This is a genomic window from Sphingomonas sp. MMS12-HWE2-04 (assembly GCF_044881185.1).
Lineage (GTDB): Bacteria > Pseudomonadota > Alphaproteobacteria > Sphingomonadales > Sphingomonadaceae > Sphingomonas.
In genome coordinates, this window is sequence record NZ_CP173254.1 from 2,679,512 (window position 1) to 2,703,847 (window position 24,336).

General features: G+C 65.9%; 23 protein-coding genes and 1 tRNA gene. 15 read left to right on the plus strand and 9 right to left on the minus strand.

Annotated elements, in window-relative coordinates; genetic code table 11:
- Positions 1-45: 45 nt before the first annotated feature.
- Together AB2M62_RS12320 and AB2M62_RS12325 are read left to right on the plus strand one after the other, a co-directional pair.
- Positions 46-936, plus strand: a complete 891-nt coding sequence (locus AB2M62_RS12320) for a hypothetical protein (protein ID WP_404334101.1) — start codon at positions 46-48, stop codon at positions 934-936.
- A gap of 34 nt (positions 937-970) precedes the next feature.
- A complete protein-coding gene (locus AB2M62_RS12325) occupies positions 971-1,318 on the plus strand; it encodes a DUF3140 domain-containing protein (protein ID WP_404334103.1) in 348 nt (115 codons plus the stop codon).
- Between the two features lie 458 nt (positions 1,319-1,776).
- Here the strand turns inward: AB2M62_RS12325 and AB2M62_RS12330 are convergent.
- A tRNA-Val gene (locus AB2M62_RS12330) sits at positions 1,777-1,851 on the minus strand.
- A gap of 62 nt (positions 1,852-1,913) precedes the next feature.
- On the minus strand, positions 1,914-2,288 hold the full coding sequence (cpdR, locus tag AB2M62_RS12335; RefSeq protein ID WP_404334105.1) for a cell cycle two-component system response regulator CpdR: 375 nt from the start codon (positions 2,286-2,288) through the stop codon (positions 1,914-1,916).
- Positions 2,289-2,404: 116 nt separating this feature from the next.
- Between cpdR and AB2M62_RS12340 the strand changes: the two genes are divergently transcribed.
- Positions 2,405-3,250 carry an N-formylglutamate amidohydrolase gene (locus AB2M62_RS12340; RefSeq protein ID WP_404334107.1) on the plus strand — a complete coding sequence of 282 codons (846 nt, stop codon included), beginning with the start codon at positions 2,405-2,407 and terminating at the stop codon, positions 3,248-3,250.
- Positions 3,251-3,439: 189 nt separating this feature from the next.
- On the opposite strand, the gene AB2M62_RS12345 is transcribed toward AB2M62_RS12340, so the two are convergent.
- The 3 genes from AB2M62_RS12345 to AB2M62_RS12355 are packed head-to-tail and all read right to left on the minus strand — an operon-like array spanning position 3,440 to position 6,266.
- Complete coding sequence (locus tag AB2M62_RS12345) at positions 3,440-3,988, minus strand: cytochrome b (RefSeq protein ID WP_404334109.1); 549 nt, start codon at positions 3,986-3,988, stop codon at positions 3,440-3,442.
- Entirely contained in the window at positions 3,988-4,767 is a 780-nt protein-coding gene (locus AB2M62_RS12350) for a SapC family protein (RefSeq protein WP_404334110.1), read from the minus strand. The genes AB2M62_RS12345 and AB2M62_RS12350 overlap by 1 nt, the downstream gene beginning before the upstream one ends.
- A 50-nt stretch (positions 4,768-4,817) precedes the next feature.
- A complete protein-coding gene (locus tag AB2M62_RS12355; RefSeq protein WP_404334111.1) occupies positions 4,818-6,266 on the minus strand; it encodes an FAD-binding oxidoreductase in 1,449 nt (482 codons plus the stop codon).
- Between the two features lie 73 nt (positions 6,267-6,339).
- On the opposite strand from AB2M62_RS12355, the gene AB2M62_RS12360 reads away from it, so the two are divergent.
- The 3 genes from AB2M62_RS12360 to AB2M62_RS12370 all read left to right on the plus strand — a co-directional run bounded on the left by AB2M62_RS12360 (position 6,340) and on the right by AB2M62_RS12370 (position 8,541).
- Positions 6,340-6,795 (plus strand): hypothetical protein, encoded by a 456-nt coding sequence (locus tag AB2M62_RS12360; RefSeq protein ID WP_404334113.1) that lies wholly within the window; start codon positions 6,340-6,342, stop codon positions 6,793-6,795.
- 91 nt (positions 6,796-6,886) lie between these two features.
- Positions 6,887-8,341, plus strand: coding sequence for a DEAD/DEAH box helicase (locus AB2M62_RS12365; RefSeq protein WP_404334115.1), 1,455 nt, complete (start codon positions 6,887-6,889; stop codon positions 8,339-8,341).
- A gap of 8 nt (positions 8,342-8,349) precedes the next feature.
- On the plus strand, positions 8,350-8,541 hold the full coding sequence (locus AB2M62_RS12370; RefSeq protein ID WP_404334117.1) for a DUF1289 domain-containing protein: 192 nt from the start codon (positions 8,350-8,352) through the stop codon (positions 8,539-8,541).
- A gap of 49 nt (positions 8,542-8,590) precedes the next feature.
- On the opposite strand, the gene AB2M62_RS12375 is transcribed toward AB2M62_RS12370, so the two are convergent.
- Positions 8,591-9,214 (minus strand): glutathione S-transferase family protein, encoded by a 624-nt coding sequence (locus tag AB2M62_RS12375; protein WP_404334119.1) that lies wholly within the window; start codon positions 9,212-9,214, stop codon positions 8,591-8,593.
- A 47-nt stretch (positions 9,215-9,261) separates the two neighbouring features.
- The gene (locus AB2M62_RS12380; protein WP_404334121.1) at positions 9,262-10,146 is read right to left on the minus strand and encodes a dienelactone hydrolase family protein; all 885 of its coding nucleotides are present in this window, start codon (positions 10,144-10,146) and stop codon (positions 9,262-9,264) included.
- Positions 10,147-10,447: 301 nt separating this feature from the next.
- On the opposite strand from AB2M62_RS12380, the gene AB2M62_RS12385 reads away from it, so the two are divergent.
- The 5 genes from AB2M62_RS12385 (at position 10,448) to AB2M62_RS12405 (ending at position 14,862) form a co-directional block, all read left to right on the plus strand.
- Positions 10,448-10,741 (plus strand): PadR family transcriptional regulator, encoded by a 294-nt coding sequence (locus tag AB2M62_RS12385; RefSeq protein ID WP_404334122.1) that lies wholly within the window; start codon positions 10,448-10,450, stop codon positions 10,739-10,741.
- Positions 10,738-11,379 (plus strand): hypothetical protein, encoded by a 642-nt coding sequence (locus AB2M62_RS12390; protein WP_404334124.1) that lies wholly within the window; start codon positions 10,738-10,740, stop codon positions 11,377-11,379. The genes AB2M62_RS12385 and AB2M62_RS12390 overlap by 4 nt, the downstream gene beginning before the upstream one ends.
- Before the next feature lie 96 nt (positions 11,380-11,475).
- The gene (locus tag AB2M62_RS12395; protein ID WP_404334125.1) at positions 11,476-12,996 is read left to right on the plus strand and encodes a serine hydrolase domain-containing protein; all 1,521 of its coding nucleotides are present in this window, start codon (positions 11,476-11,478) and stop codon (positions 12,994-12,996) included.
- 20 nt (positions 12,997-13,016) lie between these two features.
- Positions 13,017-13,472, plus strand: coding sequence for a GFA family protein (locus AB2M62_RS12400; RefSeq protein ID WP_404334127.1), 456 nt, complete (start codon positions 13,017-13,019; stop codon positions 13,470-13,472).
- A gap of 55 nt (positions 13,473-13,527) precedes the next feature.
- Complete coding sequence (locus AB2M62_RS12405) at positions 13,528-14,862, plus strand: MFS transporter (RefSeq protein WP_404334129.1); 1,335 nt, start codon at positions 13,528-13,530, stop codon at positions 14,860-14,862.
- Between the two features lie 33 nt (positions 14,863-14,895).
- Here AB2M62_RS12405 and AB2M62_RS12410 read toward each other — a convergent pair whose 3' ends face one another.
- The gene (locus AB2M62_RS12410; RefSeq protein WP_404334131.1) at positions 14,896-17,184 is read right to left on the minus strand and encodes a glycoside hydrolase family 3 N-terminal domain-containing protein; all 2,289 of its coding nucleotides are present in this window, start codon (positions 17,182-17,184) and stop codon (positions 14,896-14,898) included.
- 184 nt (positions 17,185-17,368) lie between these two features.
- On the opposite strand from AB2M62_RS12410, the gene AB2M62_RS12415 reads away from it, so the two are divergent.
- Both AB2M62_RS12415 and AB2M62_RS12420 read left to right on the plus strand, forming a co-directional pair.
- Complete coding sequence (locus AB2M62_RS12415; protein ID WP_404334133.1) at positions 17,369-18,379, plus strand: LacI family DNA-binding transcriptional regulator; 1,011 nt, start codon at positions 17,369-17,371, stop codon at positions 18,377-18,379.
- Between the two features lie 135 nt (positions 18,380-18,514).
- Complete coding sequence (locus AB2M62_RS12420) at positions 18,515-19,954, plus strand: glucoamylase family protein (RefSeq protein WP_404334135.1); 1,440 nt, start codon at positions 18,515-18,517, stop codon at positions 19,952-19,954.
- 144 nt (positions 19,955-20,098) lie between these two features.
- Here the strand turns inward: AB2M62_RS12420 and AB2M62_RS12425 are convergent, their stop codons facing one another.
- Positions 20,099-22,948: a TonB-dependent receptor domain-containing protein gene (locus AB2M62_RS12425; RefSeq protein ID WP_404334137.1), complete on the minus strand. Its 2,850-nt coding sequence runs from the start codon at positions 22,946-22,948 to the stop codon at positions 20,099-20,101.
- A 309-nt stretch (positions 22,949-23,257) separates the two neighbouring features.
- Between AB2M62_RS12425 and AB2M62_RS12430 the strand changes: the two genes are divergently transcribed.
- On the plus strand, positions 23,258-24,013 hold the full coding sequence (locus tag AB2M62_RS12430; protein WP_404334139.1) for a calcium:proton antiporter: 756 nt from the start codon (positions 23,258-23,260) through the stop codon (positions 24,011-24,013).
- Complete coding sequence (locus AB2M62_RS12435; protein ID WP_404334141.1) at positions 23,932-24,333, plus strand: hypothetical protein; 402 nt, start codon at positions 23,932-23,934, stop codon at positions 24,331-24,333. The genes AB2M62_RS12430 and AB2M62_RS12435 overlap by 82 nt, the downstream gene beginning before the upstream one ends.
- Positions 24,334-24,336 lie beyond the last annotated feature (3 nt).

Genomic DNA, 24,336 nt, shown 5'->3' on the forward strand with positions numbered 1-24,336 from the left:
GTACTCATGCACCTTCGCGAAGCCATTTGCTTTGGGGGAAGCAGCTTGATCGCACGCCTTGCCGAATTGACGACGCGTGCCATCGCGCATCTGCGCGAGCTTAGCGGCATCCGCGCCATCGTGCTGACGCTCAGTATCACCGGAATCGTCGGCATGGTCGGCAAGCTGCTCGGCGACAATGAGAGCCGCATCGCGCTCTGGCTCGGCCTGTCCAAGTCCGCGCTCTACGGCATCGGCCTCGCGGTGCTGGTCGCGGTGGTGGTGACGATCATCGTCCTCGAGCGCGAGCGCATCCGCAAGGACAAGGCCATGCCTGATCCGGGCGACGTCTTCGATCTCGAAGAACTCGTGCCCATACGCGAACGCACCCCCAATCTCGGCAAGGCGATCAGCACCACGCTGATCCCGGCGCTGTTTCCTTCGGCCACCAACGCGCTGGGCTCGGAAACCATGCCCTGGGAGGAAATCGACAGGGCCGGGGCCAAGAATTGCTACATGGCCGTGGGCGTCTACAGCAATCGCGATCGGCGCTATGTCGGCTATGCCTCCTTCTGGCCGATCAAGGAGGAGACCGCGCTCAGGCTGATCCGCGGCGAAATCACCGACAGCCAGCTCACCGCCGATGACGTCGTCCCAGAAGCCGAGCGCCATAGCTGCCGCTATGCGATCGTTCCCGGCATCGGCGTGATCGGCGACAATGGCGCCGAACGCGTCCGCCGTGCGCTCTGCCTGATGCGCACCCTGCGCCGGATGATCGCCGAGCAATATCTAGCCAATCGCCGTAGCTCGATGACGATCATCGCGATGGCCTATTCCAGCCACGGCGCCAAATGGTGCCAGCATTACGATATGGAGCCGCGCGGCATCGCCGATTATGGCGACGGCGTTCCGGTCCAGGTCTGCACCAAACAGGTCAGGGCGAAGGACCTGGTCTAGCGCTGGCGGATTATACCGCTCGAGGAGTGTCCGCATGCCCGCCAAGGACGATCACGACCAGGTCTATCGCGATTTCCACGACGCGGTGAACATGGCGCCCGCCGAGATCGAGGAATGGCTGGAGACCAAGGAAAGCCATTCCGTCGGCATCAGGAAGGATGGCGCCTCCGAAAGCATCGGCCATGCCTCGGGCCGCCGCATCGTCGAGATCCTGCGCACCCACAAGGCCGAGCTCGACGGCGGCGACTATGCCCATATGCGCAAGGTCGTCGGCTATGTCCGCCGCCACAGTGCCCAGGGCCCGCACGACGAACACCGCATTCCCGGCTCGCGCTGGCGCTATTCGCTGATGAATTGGGGCCACGACCCGCTCAAGGACTGAGGCTGTCCTACACGGCCCGCGCTGGCTAGCCTGGCAGCGCGACTCGCCACGGGTCGCTCGCGGAGCACGATCCGATGGAAAACGCAGCACGATCGCCCAGCGCTCACACGCGGCGCCACGCCAGGCGGCGCGTCGTTGTCGCGTCGCGGAGCGTCGATGCCGTCTGCGGGTCGCGTCGCCGGAGCTCCGCTGTCGCGTCGGTGTCGCGCGCGTGGCGCGTCGCAGTTGCTTCGGCGCCGCTTCGCTGGCCCTTCGCGGACGCGAACCCGGGGCGCTGCACCCAAGACCCCGTTTCCGTGTCAACTATGTCAACCGACGGCGATGGAAACGGGCCGCGTGCGGCGCGCTCCAGGCACCGCCACCACACTCCCCGCTGCCTTCCGGAACGCCCGCTGCCCGGCCGGATCCAGCGCATGAAAAAGCCCGCGGAGCGCATGCGCTCACGCGGGCTTTTAGAATGGTGGGCGTGGCAAGGATTGAACTTGCGACCCCTGCGATGTCAACACAGTGCTCTACCACTGAGCTACACGCCCCCAAGGAGGGCGGCCTTTAGCGAGCCTCGCGGCGTCGCGTCAACCCGCCCGACGCGCTATTTTCAATTAAATCCGGCATTCTCCGCTTCGAACATCCGATCGACCTCGAGAACCAGGTCGCGAAGATGGAAAGGCTTGGAGAGAACGCGCGCCTGCGGCACCTGCTTGCCGGCCTTGAGCGTCACGGCGGCGAAGCCGGTGATGAACATCACGCGCATTTCCGGTGCCATCTCGCTGGCGCGCTGGGCAAGCTCGATCCCGTCCATTTCGGGCATCACGATGTCAGTGAGCAGTAGGTCGAATTGCTCGGTTTCGAGCAGCGGGATCGCCGCGGTGCCGCGATCGACGGCGCTCACGGCATATCCGGAGCGCTCTAGCGCCCGCGTGAGATATTCCCGCATGACGCGGTCATCCTCGGCGAGCAATATCCGGATCATCAGGCATCCCAAGCAATCGGTGAGCGCCACCTTATGCGCGAAGCCCTTAAGATTTTCCAGCTTTTAGGTTCCCGACCCCATTGCCGCTGCGCCGCACGGTGCCTAGGCAAGGACGAGTGACCGCCTCGCCCTCCTTCGTGCGCCATGGTCCCGCCGAGCCGATCAGCCCGGTGGTGTTGTCGGTGCCGCATGCCGGCCGCGACTATCCGCTCGCGCTGCGTGCTGCGATCCGCGTGCCGCTGGCCGCGCTCAGGGGGCTGGAGGACCGTTGCGTCGATGTGCTGGCGCTCGGCGCCCATCGCGACGAAACGCTGTTCATCGCCGAGCGCGCGCGCGCCTGGATCGATCTCAACCGCGGCGAGCAGGAGCGTGATCCCCGGCTGGACGACGGCGCCAGCATCTCCGGCGTGCCGCTCTCGGCCAAGCTGCGCAGCGGCCTTGGGCTGGTGCCGCGCCGCGTCGGCCATGCCGGCGACATCTGGCAGCGCCGGCTGTCGGCGGACGATGTCGCGATGCGGATCGCGTGCGACCACCGCCCCTATCATGCCGCCCTCGCCTCCGCGCTGGAAGCGGCGCATGCGCGCTTCGGAATCGCCGTGCTGCTCGATGTCCATTCGATGCCGCCGCTGGGAGGTCCGCACACCGCGCCCCGGCTGGTGCTGGGCGACCGTTTCGGCAAGACGGCAGGATCGCGCTTCATGAGCCGGATCGAGGGCGTGGCGCGCGCCCATGGCATCGCCACGGCCGCCAATGCCCCCTATTCGGGCGGGCATATCCTCGAACGCCATGGCAACCCCCGCCACGGCGTGCATGCGATCCAGCTCGAATTCGATCGCGCGCTCTATCTCGACGCCGCGCTCGATCAGCCGGGTGCTGGCCTGCGCCCCGCCACCACCCTGCTGCGCGCGATCATCGATGCGGTCGCCGACGAGACCCTGCCCGCCGCGCTCGCCGCCGAATAAAAACCACCCCGTGCTTACGCACGGGGTGGCCAAGGTTCAGGGAGGAGACACGCCTCCGGGAAGACCCGAAGGTGTGTCGCACGTCTTCGCGAAAGGGGGGACGCGAAGCCGTGAAGACCAAATATATGGGAGGGGTGAATAGTTTCAAGGGGCTCGCGAAAACTGCGATGAAATGCGTTTTCAGAGCGTTCAGCTCCGCCGCGTGCCCCAGGGCAGCATGCGCGAAAGCACGCGGTCGCGCAGCAGGAAATGGTGGCGAAGCGCGGCGGCGATGTGGATCACCACCAGCGCCGTCATCGCCAGGCCGAGCAGCTCGTGCGCCTCGTGCGCCGCACCGGCGATCCCGGGCGTCGCCGGCAGCACCGGGAGCTTGAACAGGAAAAACCATTCGATCGGCCGCGGCCGCTCAGGGTTCGAGGAGAGCAGCCAGCCGGTCAGCGGTAGGATGAGGAGCAGTGCATAGAGGACGAAGTGAACGGTCTTCGCCGTCAGCTTTTCCCAATACGGCAAGGCAGCGGGCAAGTGCGGCGGCTTATGAGTCAGCCGCCAGGCGATCCGGCCAAGGGTGAGCGCCAGCACGGTCATGCCCACCGATTTGTGCACCGGCATCACCTTCCAGTCATTGGGGAGCGAATTGTGGAAGAGGCCGAGCCAGAGATTGAACAGGACAAGCGCGGCGATCGCCCAATGGAAGGCGATTGCGCCCCGGCTGTAGCGATCGCCGCGCTCGAACTGCATCAGACCGGAGTCACCAGCTGCGGCTGGGGCACCTTGCCCATGCGCATCTGGCGCCCGAAGATGTCGCGCATCTGCGAAAGCGAGAAGAGATGCGCGTAGATCAGCGGCAGCATCCCGTTCTGGACGATCTTGCGCAGCTGGTCGCCGCGCAGCTCGTTGAGCTTGTTCTCGTCGACCATCATGAAACCGCGATAGATGAACGGCTGGCCGGTGCCGTCCGGCTGGATGGTGACCTCGCCGTCGATCAGCAGATCGAGTTCCTTGAGGTCCTTGATGAACATCGCGGTGCGCGCGCCGGCCTGCTCGAACTGCTCGTTGAACTGGAGGATGTTCTTGGTGGTCTCGGTGGGCTCGCCATTCTCGAACAGCTTGTCGCCTTCGTCGAACTTGCCGATCGTGTCCGAGCTCGGATCGAAGCACAGCGACAGCTCGTCGGCTTCGGGACGCAGGCGCGCCAGCAGATACGGATAGCGGCGGATATAGGCAGGCACGTAGAAGTTCGGCTCGATAAGCTTGCCTTCCTCGTCGAAGAAGGTGTTCACCCCCTCGTTCAAGCCCATCAGCGCAAGCGGAACAGGATCCTCGCCGACCGAGAAGACGATCGGCAGGAAGCGCTGCACCATCGGGAATTCCTCGACGGTGACCGGCACGGCGTGCTGGTTCGCGAGGAAGGGCGCCTTGTCGGTGCTGCGCACACGGAAATCGGCATGGGTCTGGCTCGAGAGCGGCTCGAGTTGGTTGTAGAACAACGGAAGCGACTGCTGTGGCGCGCTGGCCATCATACTCTCCTGGATAAATGCAAACTTGCGATAGAAACCGGCCCGGGGGTCTATGGTGTGCTGCGCGCGGGCGCAAGGCTGACCAGCTTGCCCGGATTGAGAATTCCCTGCGGATCCAGCGCACCCTTGATCGCCCGCATCGCGGCGATCCGCGACGGTGCGCTCAGGCGCTCCAGTTCGGCGCGCTTCATCTGGCCGATGCCGTGTTCGGCGGAGATCGATCCGTTCGCCGCGACGACCAGGTCGTGGACGAAGCCGCTGATCGTCGCGCCTTCCTCGGCATACCAGCGCTCGGCATCCGCGCCACGCGGGGCACGCACGTGGAAATGGACGTTGCCGTCGCCAAGATGGCCATATGCCACGGTGCGCGTGCCCGGGAAGCGCGCCTCCGCCGCCGCGCCGCCTTCGATCATGAAGCGCGGCATGTCCTCGACCGGAACCGAGATGTCGTGCTGGAGCGCCGGCCCCGCGGCGCGCTCGGCCTCGGAGATCGAGTGGCGAATCCGCCAGAACGCCTCAGCCTGCGCTTCGCTCGCCGCAATCACGACATCGCGCGCCAGCCCCGATTCGAGCGCGGGCGTAAGCAGCCGCTCGAGCAACTGCGCGGGCGGCTCGCTCGCAACGTCGGTGGCGACGGCCTCGATCAGCACATGCCAGGGCTGTTCGGAGTCAAGCGGAGCCCGGATCCCCGGCACATGGTCGATGACCTGCGCCAGCGTGTGCGCGGGCAGGATCTCGAAACTCTCGACCGCGGAGGTCGCCGCCTCGATCCGGCGAAGCAGCGTTAGCGCATCTCGCGGGCTCGCCACGCCGACCCAAGCGACGCCGCGTGCGACCATGCCCGGCACCAGCCGCAAGGTGGCGGCGGTGATGACGCCCAGCGTGCCCTCGGCGCCGACCAGCAACTGGGTAAGATCATACCCTCGATTATCCTTCTTGAGCGCGGCCAGACCGTTATGGATCGACCCGTCGGGCAACACTGCCTCGACGCCGGCGACGAGGCTGCGCATCGTCCCGAAGCGCAGCACCTGGGTGCCGCCGGCATTGGTCGACACCAGCCCGCCGATCGTTGCACTCCCCCGCGCGCCCAGGTCGAGCGGGAAGCGCCTCCCCGCTTCCTCCGCGGCGCTGCGCAGGTCGGCCAGGATCACGCCCGCCTCGGCGACGGCCAGGTTGTTTTCCGGCGACAGCGCGCGAATCCGGTTGAGCCGGCGCAGCGACAGCAGCAGCGCCGACCCGTCCGCCGGCGGCGTCGCGCCGCCGACCATGCCGGTATTCCCGCCCTGCGGGACCAGCGCGACGCCAGCCTTCGAGGCAAGCGCCAGTATCGCTGCGACTTCCTCGGTCGACCCTGGCGAGAGCAGCGCCGATGCTGCGCCATGATAACGCCCGCGCCAGTCGGTCACCCATGGGGCGATCGCGTGCGGATCGGTGGTCACTGCCTTGGCGCCGAAGCGCTGGAGTACGGCGTCGACGAGTATGCCTTGCGCGGGGGTCATGGCCCGGCCAAGTAGCATGCCGCCTGGCAGTTCATCCACTGTTCAAAACCATGCCGTAGAAGCAACGCCCGACATGCTGAACCCGCTGATTCTTGCCTCAGGACTGATGCTGCTGCTTGCCACTCCGACTTCGGAGCCGCTGGGCTGGGCAGAGGCTGTCGCAGGCCTGCAGCAGGAGCGCGTGACGATCCACGTCCCGCGGGTCACCGTCACCAGCACGACGACGATCATCATGCGCGCGCCCCGCCTGCCCGCGCTGATCGAGAAGAAGGCGAATGATTGCGTAAAGGTCGACAAGCTCGCCGGCTTTACGGTCAATCGCTCCGACAGCGTCGACTTGGTGCTCAAGGACGGATCGCTGCTGCGCGCCAAGCTGGGCTCCGATTGTCCCGCGCTCGGCTTCTATTCGGGTTTCTACGTCAAGCCGAACAAGGACCAGAAGATTTGCGCCAAGCGCGACGGCTTTCGATCGCGTTCGGGGCGCACTTGTCCGATTCAGGGCTTCGCATCGCTGGTTCAGGCTCGCTGAACCGGCTTCGCGCTTGACATCCGTAGCCAAATCCGCAAGCGCGTGATCGCTTTAGCGGCGCGGGGAACCGTGCCCATTTCCGGAAAAATGCATGAGCTTTGCCGACCTCGGCCTTTCTGACGACCTTCTGCGCGCGGTGACCGACGCGGGCTATACCGAGCCCACGCCGATTCAGCGCCAGGCCATCCCGTCCGTGTTGATGGGCAAGGACCTGATCGGCATCGCCCAGACGGGGACCGGCAAGACCGCCGCCTTCGTGCTGCCGATGATCGACATCCTCGGTGAAGGCCGCACCCGCGCGCTGATGCCGCGCTCGCTGATCCTCGAACCGACCCGCGAGCTCGCCGCGCAGGTTGCCGAGAATTTCGAGAAATACGGCACCAACCACAAGCTCTCGATGGCCCTGCTCATCGGTGGCGTGCAGATGGGCGACCAGGTCAAGGCGCTGGAAAAGGGCGTCGATGTGCTGATCGCCACGCCGGGCCGGCTGATGGACCTGTTCCAGCGCGGCAAGATCCTGCTCACCGGCTGCAGTCTGCTGGTTATCGACGAGGCCGACCGGATGCTCGACATGGGGTTCATCCCCGACATCGAGGAAATCTGCACCAAGCTGCCCAAGCAGCGCCAGACCCTGCTGTTCTCGGCGACGATGCCGCCGGTAATCAAGAAGCTGGCCGACAAGTTCCTCAACGATCCCAAGCGGGTCGAGGTCGCCCGCCCGGCGACGACCAACACCAACATCACCCAGCGCATCGTCCAGACGCCGTCGAGCGCCTTCGAGAAGCGTCGGATCCTGCGCGCGCTGCTCGGCGCTGAAGACGTTCGCACCGCGATCATCTTCTGCAACCGCAAGACCACGGTGCGCGAGCTCAACAAGAGCCTCAAAAAGCACGGCTTCCGATCGGCCGAGATCCATGGCGACATGGACCAATCGGCCCGCATCGCCGAGCTCGACCGCTTCAAGGACGGCGACGTCAACATCCTCGTCGCCTCCGACGTTGCGGCGCGCGGGCTTGACATCAAGGGCGTGAGCCACGTGTTCAACTTCGACGCGCCCTGGCATCCGGACGATTATGTCCACCGTATCGGCCGGACCGGCCGTGCCGGCGCGAGCGGCATCGCCTATACGCTGGTGACGCCCGACGATGCCGAGAACCTCTCGGAGATCGAGAAGCTCACTGGCCAGAAGATCGAACGCGTGCCGACTCCCGGCGGCGACCTCGATGCGCCTGCCGAGGCGGCGCCCAAGCGGCGCGAGCGCGGTGGCCGCAAGGCCAAGCCGGCCGCCGAAGCCCCCGTTCGCGAGGAAAGCGCCCCCCGCGAAGCGCGCGCCCCCCGCGAGGAACGGCCCGCACGGGCTGAGCGTCCCGCTCGCGAGGAGCGTCCGGCTCGGGAAGAGCGTCCCGCTCGCGAGGAGCGTCCGGCCCGCGAGGAACGACCGCGCCGCGAAGAGCCACGCCGCCAGTCGCGCCAGCAAGATGACGGGCCCGACGATGGCTGGAACGGCCCGCTGCCCGACTTCCTAAACTACACGATCGGCGCCTGACCAGGCCCATGACCGGCCGCCGGCCGATCGCCTCGCCCTGTACGAACGTCTGCCGGATCGCGCCTCGCACCGGCTGGTGCGAGGGCTGCGGTCGCACGCTCGACGAGATCGTCCGCTGGGGCAGCACCGACGATGCCGATCGCGCAGCAGTGATGGCTGCGCTGCCCGAACGGATGCGCAGGCTCGCCGACCCGCGATGATAAACAGCGGTGCCACCCGGTCGCTGAAGCGACCGAGCAGCGTCGCAAATCACGCGTTCTCCGTCTCGGCCATCAGCGCGTTGTCGATCGCGTCGGCGCGCTGATAGGCAGGGCGTGCCTGAAGCCGGGCCACATAGTCCACGAACGCGTCGCGCTTGGGCAACGTGCCGAACATCACCCCCCAGCCGACCGCCGAACCGACATAGACATCGGCCGCCGTGAAACGGTCGCCAGCGATATAGGGATGCGCGCGCACCGCGGCCTCGAGCACATCGACGGTCAGGTCGAAATTGCCATAGCCGAACATCCGCCCCTGCTCCGCGCTCGGCACAAACTTGGCGAAGGTGTTGGTCACGGCGTGCTCGACCGGTCCCGCGGCGAAGAACAGCCAGCGATAATAGTCGGCGCGCTCGTCTTCGATCGGCGCCAGACCGGCGTCAGCAAAAGTATCGGCGAGATAGGCACAGATCGCTGCACCTTCGGTGACCACCTTGCCGCGATGGACGATCGCCGGGACCTTCCCCATCGGATTGACCGCGAGATAGTCGGGCGCCTTCATCGTCGCATAATCGACGACCTCGGTGCGGTACGGCACCCCGGTTTCCTCGAGCATCCAGCGCGCGATGCGGCCGCGCGACTGCGGGTTGGTGTAGAAGATCAGATCGTCGGCCATGTCGTTTTCCCCCAAGCGACTCGTTAAAATCAGAACATAAAGAGAACTTATCCGCGCCTCGCGTCAAGCCGCTTGTGAAAGAAGCCGATCGTGCGATCCCAGGCCAGCTTGGCGGCGGCAGCATTATAGCGTTCGGCAGAGGTGTCGTTGTTGAAGGCGTGCTCGACGCCGGGATAGGTGAACGCCTCTACCGGCTTGCCCGCGGCCTTGAGCGCGGCAACCCACGGCGCGCCGGTCTGCGCGACGCGGGCGTCGTTGCCGGCATAATGGAGCATCAGCGGCGCTTGGACCTTCCCTGCCTCCGAAGGATCGGGCGCTGGGCCATAATAAGCGACGCCGGCGCTCAGATCCTGGCCGGCGGAAACCGCGACGCGATTGACCATCGCGCCGCCCCAGCAAAAGCCGATGATGCCGACCTTACCATTGCCCTTTGGCAAGGCCTTGAACTGCCGGACTGCCGCGACCACGGTCGCCGTGGTGCTGGCGAGATCGAGCGCGCCGATCAGTTCGCGCGCCTTGTCCTCGTCCGCCGGGGTTCCGCCCGCCGCGGACAGGAGATCGAGCGCGACTGCATGGAAGCCGGCGAACGCGATCCGCCGGGCGACGTCCTTGATATGCGGGGTGAGCCCGCAATTCTCATGGATGACGATCACGGTCGCAGGGTGGACGACGCCTTTCGGGCCGACCGAATAGGCCTGGGTTTTGACCCCATTGCCGACGAGTACGGTGCGAGCCGCGACCTCGATCCCGGGCGCGTCCTCCGGCACCTGCTGCGCGGCAGCCGGCGACGCGGCGAGCCCGGCGATCAGCGTCTCGGCAGCGGCAACCGACCCGGCGAGCGCTGCCATTTCGCGCAACAGGGCACGGCGGTCGCGATGCTCATGGGTGAAGGCATCGTAGATCTCGATGGCACGGCGGCGAAGGTCGGTCATGCACGCACTCCCCTTGCTTGGCTCCCGATCTTGACACGATCGCACGTTTTCGGCGACCTGTCAGCCCGATCAGGCTATTGATATTATTTACTTTTTATAAAATCCTAGGCTGACATATGATGCATATGCATCATAGGTCAACACCAGCTTATCCAAGTGGAAGGTATCATCCTGGCAGCCCAATAGGACAGACGTTTTGCGCGTCGCGGCGATCGAGCAAAACGCTTAGGACGGAACCCTGCTTACGACGCGTTCATATGCGCTGCTTGACTCTTAAATCTACATATGTTGCAACGAGCATATGAAGCGCAATCGGCGACCCTCGATGCACATGCTCAAGCTGCTGGAAGCACTTTCCGGGCGAGACTGGCGGCACGGCTATGACGTGATGAAGGAGACGGGCCTGCTCTCGGGCACGCTGTATCCGTTGCTGATGCGGATGACCGACCAGGGCCTGGTCGAGGCCGAATGGCGCGAGCCTGCGCAGCCCGGCCGGCCGGCCCGTCACGCCTACCGCCTTACTGCGGCGGGGTACGCGCTGATCCAAGACATCGCGCGCGCCAACGGCGCGGTTATGGCCAAGGGGACAAGATGATCCTCCTCCTTTCCCGCGCGATGATGACGCTGGCCTGCCGCTGCCTGGGCGAAACGCGCAGCGACTGGGCGCGGGCTATGCAGGCTGAGTTCGAGGTCGCCGCCGAGGATGGAAGGCCGCTCCGATTTGCCGCCGGGTGCCTGATGGGCGCACTGCGTCAGATGCCGGCGCAGGACGAGGGCCGCTTCATCCTGACGACCTATGCGCTGGCGCTGGGCATCATGATCCCCATGGCCGCGATCCAAGTCGGCTGCGCGGTGTTCGATCTACCCTATCTGTTTGCGGGGCATCAGGGCCTTCGCGGCACGTTCATGGTCCCCGGGCAGGAAGCGTTGATCGGCGGCGCAGTGCGTGCCGCCGTGCCCTCGCTCACCGCCTTGCAACTCCTGTCTGGCGCCGGACAATTGCGCATCGCCTGGCTGATGCTCGAACGGGACTGGCCGCGAGTTGCATCGGCCGGCATGGCCATCCTTGCCGCGCTTGCGACGCTGATCCTCTTCATGGGCGCGCTGTTCCTCGACGCCCGCCAGGCGATGATCCTCGCCGCCGTTCTGATGATCGAACTGGCGATCCTCACGGGGCTTTCGCGGTGGAATGCCGACCTCCGCCTGCCCCCTACCAAGGAGCCGGCCGCCTAGCCCGCGCCCGCGCAAGCAACAACAGCTGTGACCTATTGCCCGCCGAGTGAATGGGCGACCGGCGGATGCTGCCCTCAACAACCATGGAGAGATGCGATGCCGCGACTACTAACGGCAATGGCCGCCTTGTTGCTGAGCACGGTCGTCAGCAGTCACGCGATCGCACAAAGCGCTGAAACCCGATGCGCGGCCCCGCCTGCCACGGCAGGTGGCCCGATCAATGTGCATAGCCGCTATGTCGAGACGCACTTGCAGCCTCCGGTGATCAAGCCGGGCGACAGGCCGTTCAGCCTGTCCGAGCGGATGCGGCGCTTTGACGTGCCCGGCCTCAGCGTCGCGGTCATCCACAAGGGCAAGCTCGCCTGGGCACGCGGCTGGGGGGTTCGCGATGTCACGAGCTGTGCACCGGTCACGCCAAACACCGCCTTCCAGGCCGCGTCGATCAGCAAGGTGGTGTCGGCGATGCTGGCGCTGCGGCTGGTCGAGCAAGGCAGGATCGGGCTGGACCGCAACATCAACGAAGCGCTTCGTTCCTGGCAGCTGCCAAAGGACGACACGCTGGCGCCGCGCGGCGTCACCCTTCGCGAGTTGCTGAGCCACACGGCCGGGCTAGGCGTGCATGGCTTCGATCACTGCTACCTGCCCGGGGCCGTCCTTCCCACGACGGTCCAGATCCTCGACGGCGTACCGCCGGCCGACAACCAGCCGGTTCGCAGCATGCTGCCGGCAGGCGCACAATTCGAATATTCCGGTGGAGGCTACGTAGTAGCGCAACTCGCACTTTCCGACGTGAGCGGGCTGTCGTTCGCCGACCTTGCGCAGCGCGAAGTGCTCGGCCCGCTCGGCATGACGCGCAGCGCCTTCGCGATGCCGCCATCGGCGGCGCTCCGCACCGACATGGCATTTGGCTCCGCCCGGGGAAAACCGCTTCCCGGCGGCTTCGGCGTCTGCCCCCAGCTCGCGCCGGCCGGATTGTGGACCAGCGCGAGCGATCTGGCGCGGCTGCTGATCGATCTGCAGGCCTCCGCCGCGGGCAGAACAGGCCACCGCCTTTCGCCCGCCATGACACAGCTGATGATGACCCCGGTGAAAGACAATTGGGGGCTCGGCCTCGCCCTTTACCGCGACGGCGTCCCGCGCTTCGGCCATGATGGCGTCAATCCCGGCTTCGAATCCTTCATGGCGGCCTATGTCGGCAAGGGCGACGGCATCGTCGTGCTGACCAATGGCGGCGACGGTCGGCGACTGACGAACGAAGTCGTCCGCGCGGTTGCCGCCGATTATGGCTGGCCGGACATCGCGGCACCGGCGATCGAGGGAAAGACGCTGTCGCTCGCCGAGCTATCCCGCGCCGCCGGGCGCTTCGAGGGAAGCGGGCTTCACACCGATCTCGACGCGCGCGCGGAGGGATTGTTCGCGAGGTTCGTCGGCGCGCCCGCCTCCGCTGCCGAGCGCCTGATCGCCCTGTCGCCGACGCGCTTCCGATCCGAATCGCTGGGCATCACAGTGGAGTTCGCGCCGGACTTTTCGAGCTTTACCTTTATCGATGGCGCCCCCCCGATGAAGGTGATCCGCACGCAGGCCGCGCCGCCGGCGGCGAGAGCGGAGGGATCGTAGCCGGAAATCGATGATCGCGATTGCAGACCGCGATCGGCCCGCGCAGAATGCCGTCAACATTGCCGGAGCGCCGCATGCTGAGAGGATCTTGCCATTGTGGCGCCGCGGCCTGGACGCTCAGCGGCGATCCAGGCCCGGTCACGGCGTGCAACTGCACGCTATGCCATCGATACGGCGCGCTTTGGGCGTACGACTTCGAAGGCGAGCGCATCGGCATCACCGGGCCGACGTCGCGCTTCCACAGGGTTGGCAAGGACGATCCGGCACTCGAAATCCTGTTCTGCCCGACTTGCGCCGGAGTCTTGGCGTGGCGCGGCCTGCGGCTGGAGGAGGACGGCCGGCGGCGCATGGCGGTGAACCTGCGGCTTGCCGAACTCGAAGCCGTCGCCGACCTTCCCATCGACCATTTCGACGGTCTCGTTAGCTTCGAAGACTTGCCTCCGGATGGACGGACCGTGCGCGATCTCTGGGCGTGACAGCGCACAACCGGCTCTGGAATCCGGCACGGATCCCGCATAACCCGTCGCCCGAATGACCCTGCGCGCACCCAAGCTCTCGCTGCTCGTCTTCGCCTTCGGGGACTTTGCGTTCAATCTCTACTGGCAGAGCATCATGCTCTTCCTCCTGTTCTATTATACCGAGGCGCTGGGGCTCTCGATCGCGCTGGCGGCGGCGATCTACACCGCGGCTTCGGTGTGGGACGGGATCGCCAATTTCATTATCGGGATGGTCGCCGACCGGCGCGGGACGCAGGCGGGCTATGGTCGGATCCTGGTGCTGGGCAGCGTGCCGCTGGGGCTGGCGTGCATCCTGACTTACGCGCCGCCGCCAAGCGGCGCCTGGGGGGTAGCGTTGGTGATTGCCGGGCATCTGCTGTTCCGCACCGCCTATGCCGCGCTCAACATACCCTATCTCGCGATGGGCGCGCGGATCAGCGTCGACAGCCATGACCGGGCGCTCGTTGCGGGGATGCGGATGGTGTTCGGCACTGCAGCCTGGGTGGTGGTGGCGCGCGGCACCGTGCCGATCGGGGCGTGGCTGACTGGAAGCAGCGCCGCGGGCGCCTATCTCGGCGCGGCGATGGTGTTCGCAGCCATCGCCACGGGGGTGCTGATGCTGGTCGGGGTGACCTATCGGCCGGCAGTCGAAGTCGAGCCACAAGGGCTGCGGCCGTCGATCGCGGCGAGCCTGGTCGCGCTGGCCCGCAACCGCGCCTTCGTCACGCTCAACCTCGCGATGATGGCGATGATCGTCGCGGTTACGGTGCTCAACAAGTCGGTGCTCTATTACTTCAAATATGTCGTCGGCGACGATGCCGCGGGGCAGAGCGCGCTGGCCTGGATGGGCTTGGTGAGCGGGATGGCGGTGCCGCTCTGGATGCTGCTCCAGCGCGCGCTGGGGACGCGGGGACTGTGGTTTCTCGCGGCGGGGCTGTGCATGGCGGGGCTCGCCTTGTTCGCCGAAGTGGAGATTCGCGGCGCCTCGGCGATGCAGATCTTCCTGGTGGCGATGCAGGCCGCGATTGTCGGGCTGCACTTTGCTTTCTGGGCGATGCTGCCCAACACGATCGAATATGGCGCGCACGCCACCGGCCAGCGGGTCGAGGCGGCGGTGTTCGGGATGGCGGCGCTGCTCCAGCGCATCGCGATCGGCGCGGCGACGGCCATCCTCGGAACGAGCTTCGCTTCGGCCGGGTTCGTCGCGAACGCCGAACAGGATGCAGCAACGCTGGCGGCGATGCGCTGGACGCTGGCGCTGGTGCCGCTCGGCTTCCTGGCGCTGTCGTGCGCGGCAATGTGGGCCAACCCGCTGGGCAAGGGCGTGCATGGCCGGATCGTGCGCGGGATAGGGGCCGAGAATCCATGACCCTTTCCCCTCCCTGTTAAGGGAGGGGGGATTTTAGCGCACCAGTTCGAAAGTCGTGTGGACGCCTTCGGCCTCCGCCGAGGGCGCGACCCACAGATCGAAGGTGCCGGGCTCGACCGTCGGCTTGTCGTCGCGGCCGATGAACAGAAGCAAGTCGCGGCGCAGCTTGAAGGTCACCGTCTCGGACTGACCCGGCGCAAGCGCGAGCTTGCGGAACGCCTTGAGCTCGCGGACCGGCCGGGTGACACTCGCCACGCGGTCGCGGATATAGAGCTGGACGACTTCCTCGGCGGCGCGCTTGCCGCGGTTGCTGACGCGCACGCTGACGCTCAGATCGCCGTCCCAGGCCAGCTTCGGGGCGGCCTGGAGGTCGGTATATTCGATCACGCCATAAGTGAGGCCGTGGCCGAACGGATAAAGCGCCTTGTTCGGGATGCCGCGATAATGCGCCTTGTACGGCTCGAGCTTATCGTCCGACGGGTTCGGCCGGCCGGTCTGCTTGTGCGCGTAATAATAAGGCTGCTGGCCGGGCGAACGCGGGAAGCTGCACGGCAGGCGCGCCGAGGGGCTGTAGGCGCCGAACAGCACATCGGCGATGGCGTTGCCGGTCTCGGTGCCGAGGAACCAGGTGACGAGGATCGCCGGCGCATTGGCGACTGCCCCCTGGAGCGCGAGCGCGCGGCCGTTCTTGAGCACCACGACGATCGGCTTGCCGGTAGCGGCGACTGCCTCGGCGAGCGCCTGTTGCGGCGCGGGCATGACGATCTCGGCACGCGATTGCGCCTCTCCAGACATCGTCTCGCTCTCGCCGATCGCAAGCAGCACGACATCGGCAGCTTGCGCTGCGGCGACGGCGGCCTCGATCCCGCCGGCGAGCGGCTCTTCGACGCCCGATCCAGGCGTGACGGTGACGCTGGCCTTGTCGGCAACCGCGGCGCGCACGCCGCTGGCGAGATCGGTTGCATTGGCCTGGTCACCATAGACCACCCAGGGGCCGTTCAGATCGTGCTGGCCCGCGGCGAACGGGCCGATGATCGCGATCTTCTTGCCCGATTTTGGCAGCGGCAACAGATCGCCCTGATTTTTGAGCAGGACGATCGACTTGCGTCCGGCCTCACGCGAAAGCGCGGTAGCCGCCTTGGTGCGCGATCGGGTCTTTTCGCGCTTGGCGTCGATGCGGCGGAAGGGGTCTTCGAACAGCCCGAGCCGGGCCTTCATCGCGAGCACCTTCCGGACCAACTCATCGACCCGCGCCACGGGCACTTCGCCGGCCTCGACCAATTCGGGCAGATGCTGGCGATAAAAGCCGCTGGTCATGCTCATGTCGACGCCGGCGAGGAAGGCGAGCTTGGCAGCCTCGCGCAAATCCTGGGCGAAGCCATGGTCGATCATCTCCATATCACCGGTATAATCGGAGACGACAAAGCCCTCGAATCCCCATTCGTCGCGCAGCAATTTGCGCATCAGCCATTCGTTGCCGGTGGAGGGAACGCCCGAAATCTCGTTGAACGAGGCCATGAAAGACAGCACGCCGGCATCGAGCGCAGCCTTGAACGGCGGCAGATAGACTTCGCGCAGCGTGCGCTCCGAAACATCGACGGTGCTATAGTCGAGCCCGGCCTCTGCGGCGCCATAGGCGGCGAAATGCTTGGCGCAGGCCAGCATCGCGTCGTTCGCTTTGAGATCTTTGCCCTGAAAGCCACGAACGCGCGCCTCGGCGATCAGATTGCCGAGAAGCACGTCCTCGCCGGCGCCTTCCATCGTCCGGCCCCAGCGCTGGTCGCGCGCGATGTCGACCATCGGCGCGAAGGTCCAGTCGATGCCGGCGGCCGCGGCCTCATACGAGGCCATGCGCGCCGTGCGTTCGGCAAGGTCGGGCTCGAAGCTCGCCGCCTCGCCGACCGGCACCGGAAAGATCGTGCGGTGGCCGTGGATCACGTCGGCGGCGAACAGCAAAGGGATCTTGAGCCGCGACTGGGTCATCGCCGCGGTCTGCATCCGCCGCGCCATCTCGGCACCATTGCCGTTGAAGACGCCGGTGATGCTGCCCTGGCGGACCTCGTCGAGCTGGGTGTCGAAGCTCGATCCCTGCGTCGCGGGATTGAGCGCCGTCGCGGTGCCGCCGCTCCATGCCGCAGGCATCAAGGTGAGTTGGCCGGCCTTTTCGGCAAGCGTCATCTTCGCGACCAACCCGTCGACAAAGGCGGGCACCGGCAGTTGCGCCGCAGCCTGCAGCATCGCCCGCGCCGGATTCGAGACCCAAGCCGCAACCGCGCCAGCCCCCAACAGCGCCGCGCGACGCGAAATCCTGGTGTCGTACATTTTTCTCTCCCTGATCGTCTTCTCTCAACCCTCGGCAGAGCCGTTGCGCAGCGGCGCGGTCGAAAGATTTTTGCTTGTCGTGGCAAACCGTAACCGGTTACATACGCTTTCAGGGACGGGCATTGCAATCGTCCTTGCGGTCTGAAACGTAGCGAAGGTGCGTGAGACCGGGAGCAGGAGCATAATGGGCGAGGCCACCATCCGCGATGTCGCGCGCCGCGCCGAAGTGTCGGTCGCCTCGGTGTCGCGCGCCCTGAACGGTCTCAACAATGTCCGCGGAGAGACGCGCGCGCGGATCATCGCTGCCGCGACCGAGCTGGGATATGTGCCGCATGCCGGCGCGCGTAGCCTCAGCTTGGCGCGTGCGCATGCAATCGGCGTGGTGCTCCCTGATCTGCACGGCGAATTCTTCTCCGAATGCGTGCGCGGCATGGACAAGGAAGCGAGCCGGCGCGGCTATCTGCTCCTCCTCTCCAACATGCACGACGATAGCGACCAGGCCGCGGTGGCGTTGCGCGCGATGCGCGGGCGAGTCGATGGGCTGCTCGTGATGGCGCCGCACATCGCGCCCGAAGCGCTCGAACGCGCGCTACCCCAGACGCTGCCAGCGGTGCTGATCAACGCGCCCGGCGACATCGCCGGCCGCCCTGCCCTGCGGCTCGATAATCATGGCGGCGCGGTGGCAATGGTCCGCCACCTGCTCGATCAGGGCTGCCGACAGCTCGTCCACATCGCCGGGCCCGAAGGCAATGTCGATGCGCAGGAGCGCGCGCAGGGCTATCGCGACGCGCTGGCGCAGTTCGCGCCCGACATGGCGGTTCGCATCATCGGCGGCGATTTCAACGAGGAGGCCGGCGAAGCCGCCGCGCGCCACATCCTGGCCGGCGCGGAGCCATGCGACGGCGTTTTCGCCGCCAACGACATGATGGCGATCGGCTGCCTCCACGCACTGCGCGCCGGAGGCAAGCGCGTGCCCGAGGATGTCGCCGTTGCCGGCTTCGACGATGTGCCGCTGACACGCTACCTGGGAATCACCACGATCCAAGTTCGCATCGCCGAGATCGGCGCGCGCGCGGTGAGCCGGCTGATCGACATGCTCGAGGGCAAGGGCCCGGGCGAAGCGCGTGAGCAGGTCGCGGCTGCGCTGATTGCCCGCGCCACGACGGCCCGCCAGGCGGAAACATCCGATGTGTGAACCGAATACGTATGCGACGTGCGTGGCTGACATGCTTCCGAAACGTTTTCATGCTGAAGATGTAACCGGTTTCACAACACCCCTCCTGGGGGCGGCACCTTTGCGTGCCGCCCCTTATTTTTTGAGAAGCTTGCCATGATCGACCGCCGCCAGTTGCTCGGCCAGGCCTCGCTGCTCGGGGCCTCGGCCGCCCTGCCCGGCTGCACCGAGCCCGTGCGCAGCGCCGGCGCCGCGCCCGCGGGCAAGCCACTCCCCGATTTCTATGCCGATATCGAGGAGCGCAGCTTCCGCTTCTTCTGGGACACGGCGAACCGCGCCAACGGGCTGGTGCCCGATCGCTGGCCGACCCCGAGCTTCTGCTCGATCGCCGCAGTCGGTTTCGCGCTGACCTGCTATCCGATCGGCGTCGAGCGCGGCTGGTGCACCCGCGGCGAGGCACGCGACCTGACGCTGACCACGCTGAAATTCTTCTGGGAGGCGCCGCAGGGCCCCGAGCCGAGCGGTCGCGCCGGGCACAAGGGCTTCTTCTATCATTTCCTCGACATGCAGACCGGCGCGCGGTTCCGCGACGTCGAACTTTCCAGCGTCGACACCACGTTGCTGCTGATGGGCGTGCTGTTCGCCGGGCAATATTATGACCGCGACGATGCCGCCGAGACCGAGATCCGCCGGCTGGCGGCAGCGATCTATGCCCGCGCCGACTGGAATTTCTTTCGCAGCGACGGGCGCAAGGACGTATCGATGGGCTGGCATCCCGAGCGCGGGCTGATCCCGCGCAGCTGGGACGGCTATAACGAAGGCATGGCAGTCTATGTGCTAGGGCTCGGCGCGCCCGAGCATCCACTGCCGGCGGACAGCTGGAAAGCCTGGACCGCGCCCTATCCCAAGGTGTGGCGCGGCGAAGGCCCGACGCGCCATCTCGCCTTCGCGCCGCGCTTCGGCCACCAATACAGCCATATCTGGATCGACTTTCGGGGCATCCAGGACGCCGCGATGCGCGAGGCCGGGCTCGACTATTTCGAGAACAGCCGCCGCTCGACCTATGCCGATCGCGCCTATTGCACCGCCAATCCGATGCGCTGGGACGGCTATTCGAAGGACATTTGGGGACTCACCGCCTGCGATGGCCCGGGTGGCGGGCCGCTGCCGTTCAAGGGCGAGACGCGCGAATTCTTTGGCTATTCGGCGCGCGGACCGCTGGGCCAGCCCGACGAGCGCGACGACGGCACGCTGGCGCCGACTGCGGCGCTAGGCTGCCTGCCCTTTGCGCCCGAGATCGTGATCCCGGCGGCGCAGGCAATGCGCGAGGCCCAGGGCGGGCGGCTCTACGGGAAGTACGGGTTCTTCGACGCGTTCAATCCCAGCTTCCGCTTTGCCGATGTGAAGCCGGAAAAGGGTTCGGTCGATCCGGTGCATGGCTGGGTCGACGACGACTGGCTGGGCATCGACCAGGGCCCGATCGTGACGATGGCGGCGAACTATCGCGACGATTTCGTCTGGCGGCGCATGCGCGGGGTGGAAGCGATCCGCCGCGGACTGACGCTGGCGGGGTTCAAGGGCGGCTGGCTGAGTTGACCCATTCCCCCTCCCTGTAAGAGAGGGGTTAGGGGTGGTTGCCGAGCGTTGCGAGGTTCCCTACGGCCAGCGGTGGAGCGCCCCCCTTCGGGACGCGCCCCACCCCCGGCCCCTCCCTTTCAGGGAGGGGAGCCGCTCACATCTTCAGAAGCGGTAGCCAAGACGGAACTGAACCCGTCGTGGCAAGGTGACGAGGTTGTTGCCGATCCGCCCCGGGTCGAGCGGGTCGGTCGCGCTGAAGAAGCCGTCGAAATCCTTGAAGTTCTTGTTGTTGAACGCGTTGAGCAGATCGACTGCCGCTTCCGCTTCGCCGAAGCCGAACAGCTTGATCGTCTTGGCCAGCGTCATGTTGACTTCGCAGAACGCAAACAGTCCCTCGATGCAATTCTTCTCGGGATGCGCCGAGGTGATCCGCAGCTGGCCAGCGTCGAAGCCGTTGGTCGCGTCCGTTACCTGATAGGCGGCGCCGCTGCCCAGCGTGGTGAGCGTCGAGAAGCGGAGGCCGAGCGGCAGATCGACGATGCCCGAGATAACCACCCGGTGACGCTCGTCGCCGGGGCGCTCGCGCCAGCCATAGGCGTCCGGCGTGATGCCATCGAGGCTGAACAGGTCGTTGCCGTTCTGCTCCGACTTGGACAGCGTATAGGCGATGTTGAGCCCCCAGCCCGACGACTTGGTATAGTTCTTGTCGAGCGTGAAGTAGATCGCCTTGTAGCGCGTATCGAGCCCGTCATACCCGATCAGGACGTTCGAATAGCCGTACTGCGTCACGGTCGACGTGTCGCAGCAATTGCCCAGGCCATTGTTCTGCCGGGTGGCGAACAGGTTGGTATAGCCGTTGCGGCCGCGCTGGTACGAGCCGGTGAGCGCGAGCTGGAAGATGCCGGCGCGCTGGCGGACGCCGAGGCTGAACTGATCGTTGACCGGCGGGCGGGCGTCGTTCTTCACGGCGAAGAGCTCTGGCAGGCCGGCAGATGCGGTCGCCCGCAGCGCGAGCAGGCCATCGCGGGTGGCATAGGAAGGGTTCCAGGCCACCGTCGGCAGACCATTGCGCGGCGCCCCATCGGCCGAGAAGCGGAACACCCCGACCGGGTTGATCGTCCGCGAGAGTTCGTCGACCGTGTTGTTGAAGTTGTTGCGGTCATAATATCGACCGGCGCCGCCGAAGATCACTGTCGAGCGATCGCCCTTCAGATCCCAGGAGAAACCGACGCGCGGCTGGAACGCCCCCTTGAACGGCGAGCGGTCGCTGCCGTCCGTGATGTAGTTCTCGGGATCGAAATAATAGGTGGTCGGCAGCGAGCGCAGTGCCGCGGCAGCCGCCGCCGGCGTACGATAATGGTTGTTGAAGCCATTGGTCTCATAATCCCAGCGCACGCCGAGATTGAGCTGGAGCCGATCGGTAAGGTCCCAATCGTCCTGCACATAGAGGCCGATCTGGGTGTTCGATCCCTGGATCAGCGAATTGCCGAGGCCCAGCCGCGCCTCCGCCGGGAAGGCGAAAGTCAGGTTGTTCGCCGGGTCGAAATTATAGGTGTATTTCGGCTGGATATAGGCCTGATCGTCGAACTCGATATCGGTGATATCGACACGCGCGCCGGCCTTGATCACATGGCCGTCGATCCCACTATAGGTGAAGTCGTCGCGCAGGGTGTGGCTTCGCTGGACCTCGCGGCGGGTCGATTCCCTGCCGCCGATGACGATGACGCCCGCATATTCCTGCGCCGGGATTCCCGGGTTCAGCGACGTCGGATTGAAGATATATTCGAGGTAGTTGGCGCTGAATTCGTTGATGAATCCGTCGCCATTGTGCGTCCACTTGAAGAGATAGGTGTCGATCTTGTTCTTCTTGTTCTCGGCATATTCATAGGACCGGATATCTTCGAAGCCCTGGATATCGGTTTCCTGGCGGCGGCTGAACGAGAGGTCGAAGGTGTTTGCGTCGTCCGGCGTCAGCGTCAGCTTGCCGAAGTAGAAGTCGCCGCGGAACGGGCTGACGAAAGCGCCCTGAAGCGCGGTGATGTCACGTCCCGCAGAAGCACTGGCTGCAGCCTGGAGCGCCGCGGTGCCGCCGGCGCGGACATTGTATGCACGGTTCTGGTCGTTGCCTTCATAGGCACCGAAGAAGAACAGCTTGTCCTTGATGATCGGCCCGCCGAGCGAGATGCCATATTGCTTGCGCTCGAACGCGGGCTCGGGGTTGTTGAAGCGCTTCGAGTTGTAGTCCTTCTCGCTCAGCCCCTTGTCGGTGTACTGCCCGAAGATCTCGCCATGGAATTCGTTGGTGCCCGACTTGGTCACCGCGGTGACGATCGCGGCGCCGGCCTGCTCGTATTCGGCCTTGTAATTCTGCGTGAGGACGCGGAATTCCTGCACGGCGAGCTGGCCGAACGGATTGCCGCGGCTGTTCTGCTGGCCGGCGACACCACCCTCGCGCACCTGGTTCTTGAGGCTGACGCCGTCAATAAACACGTTGACCTGGCTGGCGGTCGATGCGCCCGAAGTGATGCTCTTGTCGGTCTCGCTGTCATTGTAGCGCACGCCCGGCGCGAGCGCGGCGAAGGAAAGGAAGTTGCGATCGGCCTGCGGCAGGATGCGGATCTGCTCCTGGCTGACATTGGTCGCGATTTCGCTGGTGCAAGTCTCTGCGACGCGCGAGCCGGTGACGACGATCTCGCCGCCCTCGGCAGGCGCCGCCTCGGCGCTCTCGGCGGCGACCGCCAGGTCGAGATTGACGGTCTGGGCGACCGCGATCTGGATATATTTGCTGACGCTCTGGTCGCCGACGGTCGCAACCACCTCATACGTCGCAGGGCGCAGGCCGGTGAGCGTATAGGCGCCGCCCGCATCGGCGGTGGCGCGCAGGGTCTGGTTGGTGCTCGTGTTCCGGGCCGTGACAACGGCACCCGCGGCCGGAGCGCCGTCCGCGCCGGAAACTTGTCCGCGCAACTGGCTGGTGGTGACCTGGGCGACTGCGGCCGGCGCCAGGAACACGGTACCGCTCGCAAGGGCGGTTGCTGCGAGGCAAGCCCGCATCAAGCTGGATTTAGGCACTTTTCTCTCCCCTAAACTTTTATGTAACCGGTTACACGCCTGCTCAAAGCAGTTCTATTCGCCGACAACGATGTCAAGACCCTGCCGAACGCAGTGTCAATGCCGAAGCGCGCCAATGGGTTCCGATTGCGCTAGAGGGTGTGGCCCGATTGTCACACACATGCCGCTTTGGCCGGCAGGCGGAAATTGGCGCGCCTCGCCTCGTTCGGGCATAGCCTGCCGTTGCGAACCACCGAGGAACTTAAATCTATGCCGCTTCAACGTCTGTTCGCGCATTGGGTCTGGGCTGCGCCGCTGCTCGCGGCGCTGCTCGTCATCCTCGGTTTCATCGGCAGCGCGCCGGCCCTACTGTTCGGCATTGGCCTGATCGGAGCGGTGCTGGCGGCGGTGCATCACGCCGAAGTGATCGCGCACCGCGTCGGCGAGCCGTTCGGCACCTTCCTGCTCGCGATCGCCGTCACCGTGATCGAGCTCGGGCTGATCCTCACGCTGATGGCACAAGCCAATACCGGCGGGGAGACTCTGGCGCGCGACACGGTGATTGCCGCAGTGATGATCATCGTCAACGGGCTGATGGGGCTGTGCATCCTGATCGGCGCCATCAAGCATCACGAACAGGAGTTTCAGCAGACCGGCGTAAGCGCCTCGCTCGCGGCCTTATCGGCGCTGACCGTGCTGACGCTGGTCCTGCCCAATTTCACCGTGAGCGGGCACGGCCCTTTCTATTCGACATCGCAGCTTGCCTTTGTCGCAGTGGTTTCATTCCTGCTCTACGCCACTTTCGTCTCGGCCCAGACGGTGCGGCACCGCGATTATTTCCTCCCGCCCGAAGGCGCGGCAGACCCCGAGGTTCACGCCCCGGCGCCGTCCAATGGGCAGACGCTAGCCTCGGCGGGACTGCTGGTCGCCTGCCTGATCACGTGGTGCTGCTCGCCAAGCTGCTCGCGCCGACGATCGAGACCTCGGTGGCGCAGGCGGGTGCGCCGCGCGCCCTGGTCGGCGTGATCGTCGCGGCGCTGGGGCTGCTGCCCGAGAGTATGGCGGCAGCGCGCGCCGCGCTGGCCAACCGGCTGCAGACCAGCCTCAATCTTGGCATAGGATCGGCGCTGGCGACGATCGGACTGACGATCCCCGGCGTTGCCGCGATGGCGCTGATCACGGGGGTGCCGATCTCGCTCGGGCTCGACCCCAAGGGCGTGATCCTGCTGTTCCTGACCTTGTTGGTCGCCACCCAGTCGCTCGCGACCGGGCGGACCACGATCCTGCAGGGCGTGGTCCATCTGGTGATCTTCGGGGTCTACATGTTCACGGTGGTGGTGCCGTGACCG

Excerpts from the sequence above, each read along its gene's own strand:
- AB2M62_RS12325 (WP_404334103.1), top strand. The coding sequence starts at position 971 with ATGCCCGCCAAGGACGATCACGACCAGGTCTATCGCGATTTCCACGAC.
- cpdR (WP_404334105.1), bottom strand. The coding sequence starts at position 2,288 with ATGATCCGGATATTGCTCGCCGAGGATGACCGCGTCATGCGGGAATAT.
- AB2M62_RS12345 (WP_404334109.1), bottom strand. The coding sequence starts at position 3,988 with ATGCAGTTCGAGCGCGGCGATCGCTACAGCCGGGGCGCAATCGCCTTC.
- AB2M62_RS12350 (WP_404334110.1), bottom strand. The coding sequence starts at position 4,767 with ATGGCCAGCGCGCCACAGCAGTCGCTTCCGTTGTTCTACAACCAACTC.
- AB2M62_RS12355 (WP_404334111.1), bottom strand. The coding sequence starts at position 6,266 with ATGACCCCCGCGCAAGGCATACTCGTCGACGCCGTACTCCAGCGCTTC.
- AB2M62_RS12360 (WP_404334113.1), top strand. The coding sequence starts at position 6,340 with ATGCTGAACCCGCTGATTCTTGCCTCAGGACTGATGCTGCTGCTTGCC.
- AB2M62_RS12365 (WP_404334115.1), top strand. The coding sequence starts at position 6,887 with ATGAGCTTTGCCGACCTCGGCCTTTCTGACGACCTTCTGCGCGCGGTG.
- AB2M62_RS12370 (WP_404334117.1), top strand. The coding sequence starts at position 8,350 with ATGACCGGCCGCCGGCCGATCGCCTCGCCCTGTACGAACGTCTGCCGG.
- AB2M62_RS12375 (WP_404334119.1), bottom strand. The coding sequence starts at position 9,214 with ATGGCCGACGATCTGATCTTCTACACCAACCCGCAGTCGCGCGGCCGC.
- AB2M62_RS12380 (WP_404334121.1), bottom strand. The coding sequence starts at position 10,146 with ATGACCGACCTTCGCCGCCGTGCCATCGAGATCTACGATGCCTTCACC.
- AB2M62_RS12385 (WP_404334122.1), top strand. The coding sequence starts at position 10,448 with ATGAAGCGCAATCGGCGACCCTCGATGCACATGCTCAAGCTGCTGGAA.
- AB2M62_RS12390 (WP_404334124.1), top strand. The coding sequence starts at position 10,738 with ATGATCCTCCTCCTTTCCCGCGCGATGATGACGCTGGCCTGCCGCTGC.
- AB2M62_RS12395 (WP_404334125.1), top strand. The coding sequence starts at position 11,476 with ATGCCGCGACTACTAACGGCAATGGCCGCCTTGTTGCTGAGCACGGTC.
- AB2M62_RS12405 (WP_404334129.1), top strand. The coding sequence starts at position 13,528 with ATGACCCTGCGCGCACCCAAGCTCTCGCTGCTCGTCTTCGCCTTCGGG.
- AB2M62_RS12410 (WP_404334131.1), bottom strand. The coding sequence starts at position 17,184 with ATGTACGACACCAGGATTTCGCGTCGCGCGGCGCTGTTGGGGGCTGGC.
- AB2M62_RS12415 (WP_404334133.1), top strand. The coding sequence starts at position 17,369 with ATGGGCGAGGCCACCATCCGCGATGTCGCGCGCCGCGCCGAAGTGTCG.
- AB2M62_RS12420 (WP_404334135.1), top strand. The coding sequence starts at position 18,515 with ATGATCGACCGCCGCCAGTTGCTCGGCCAGGCCTCGCTGCTCGGGGCC.
- AB2M62_RS12430 (WP_404334139.1), top strand. The coding sequence starts at position 23,258 with ATGCCGCTTCAACGTCTGTTCGCGCATTGGGTCTGGGCTGCGCCGCTG.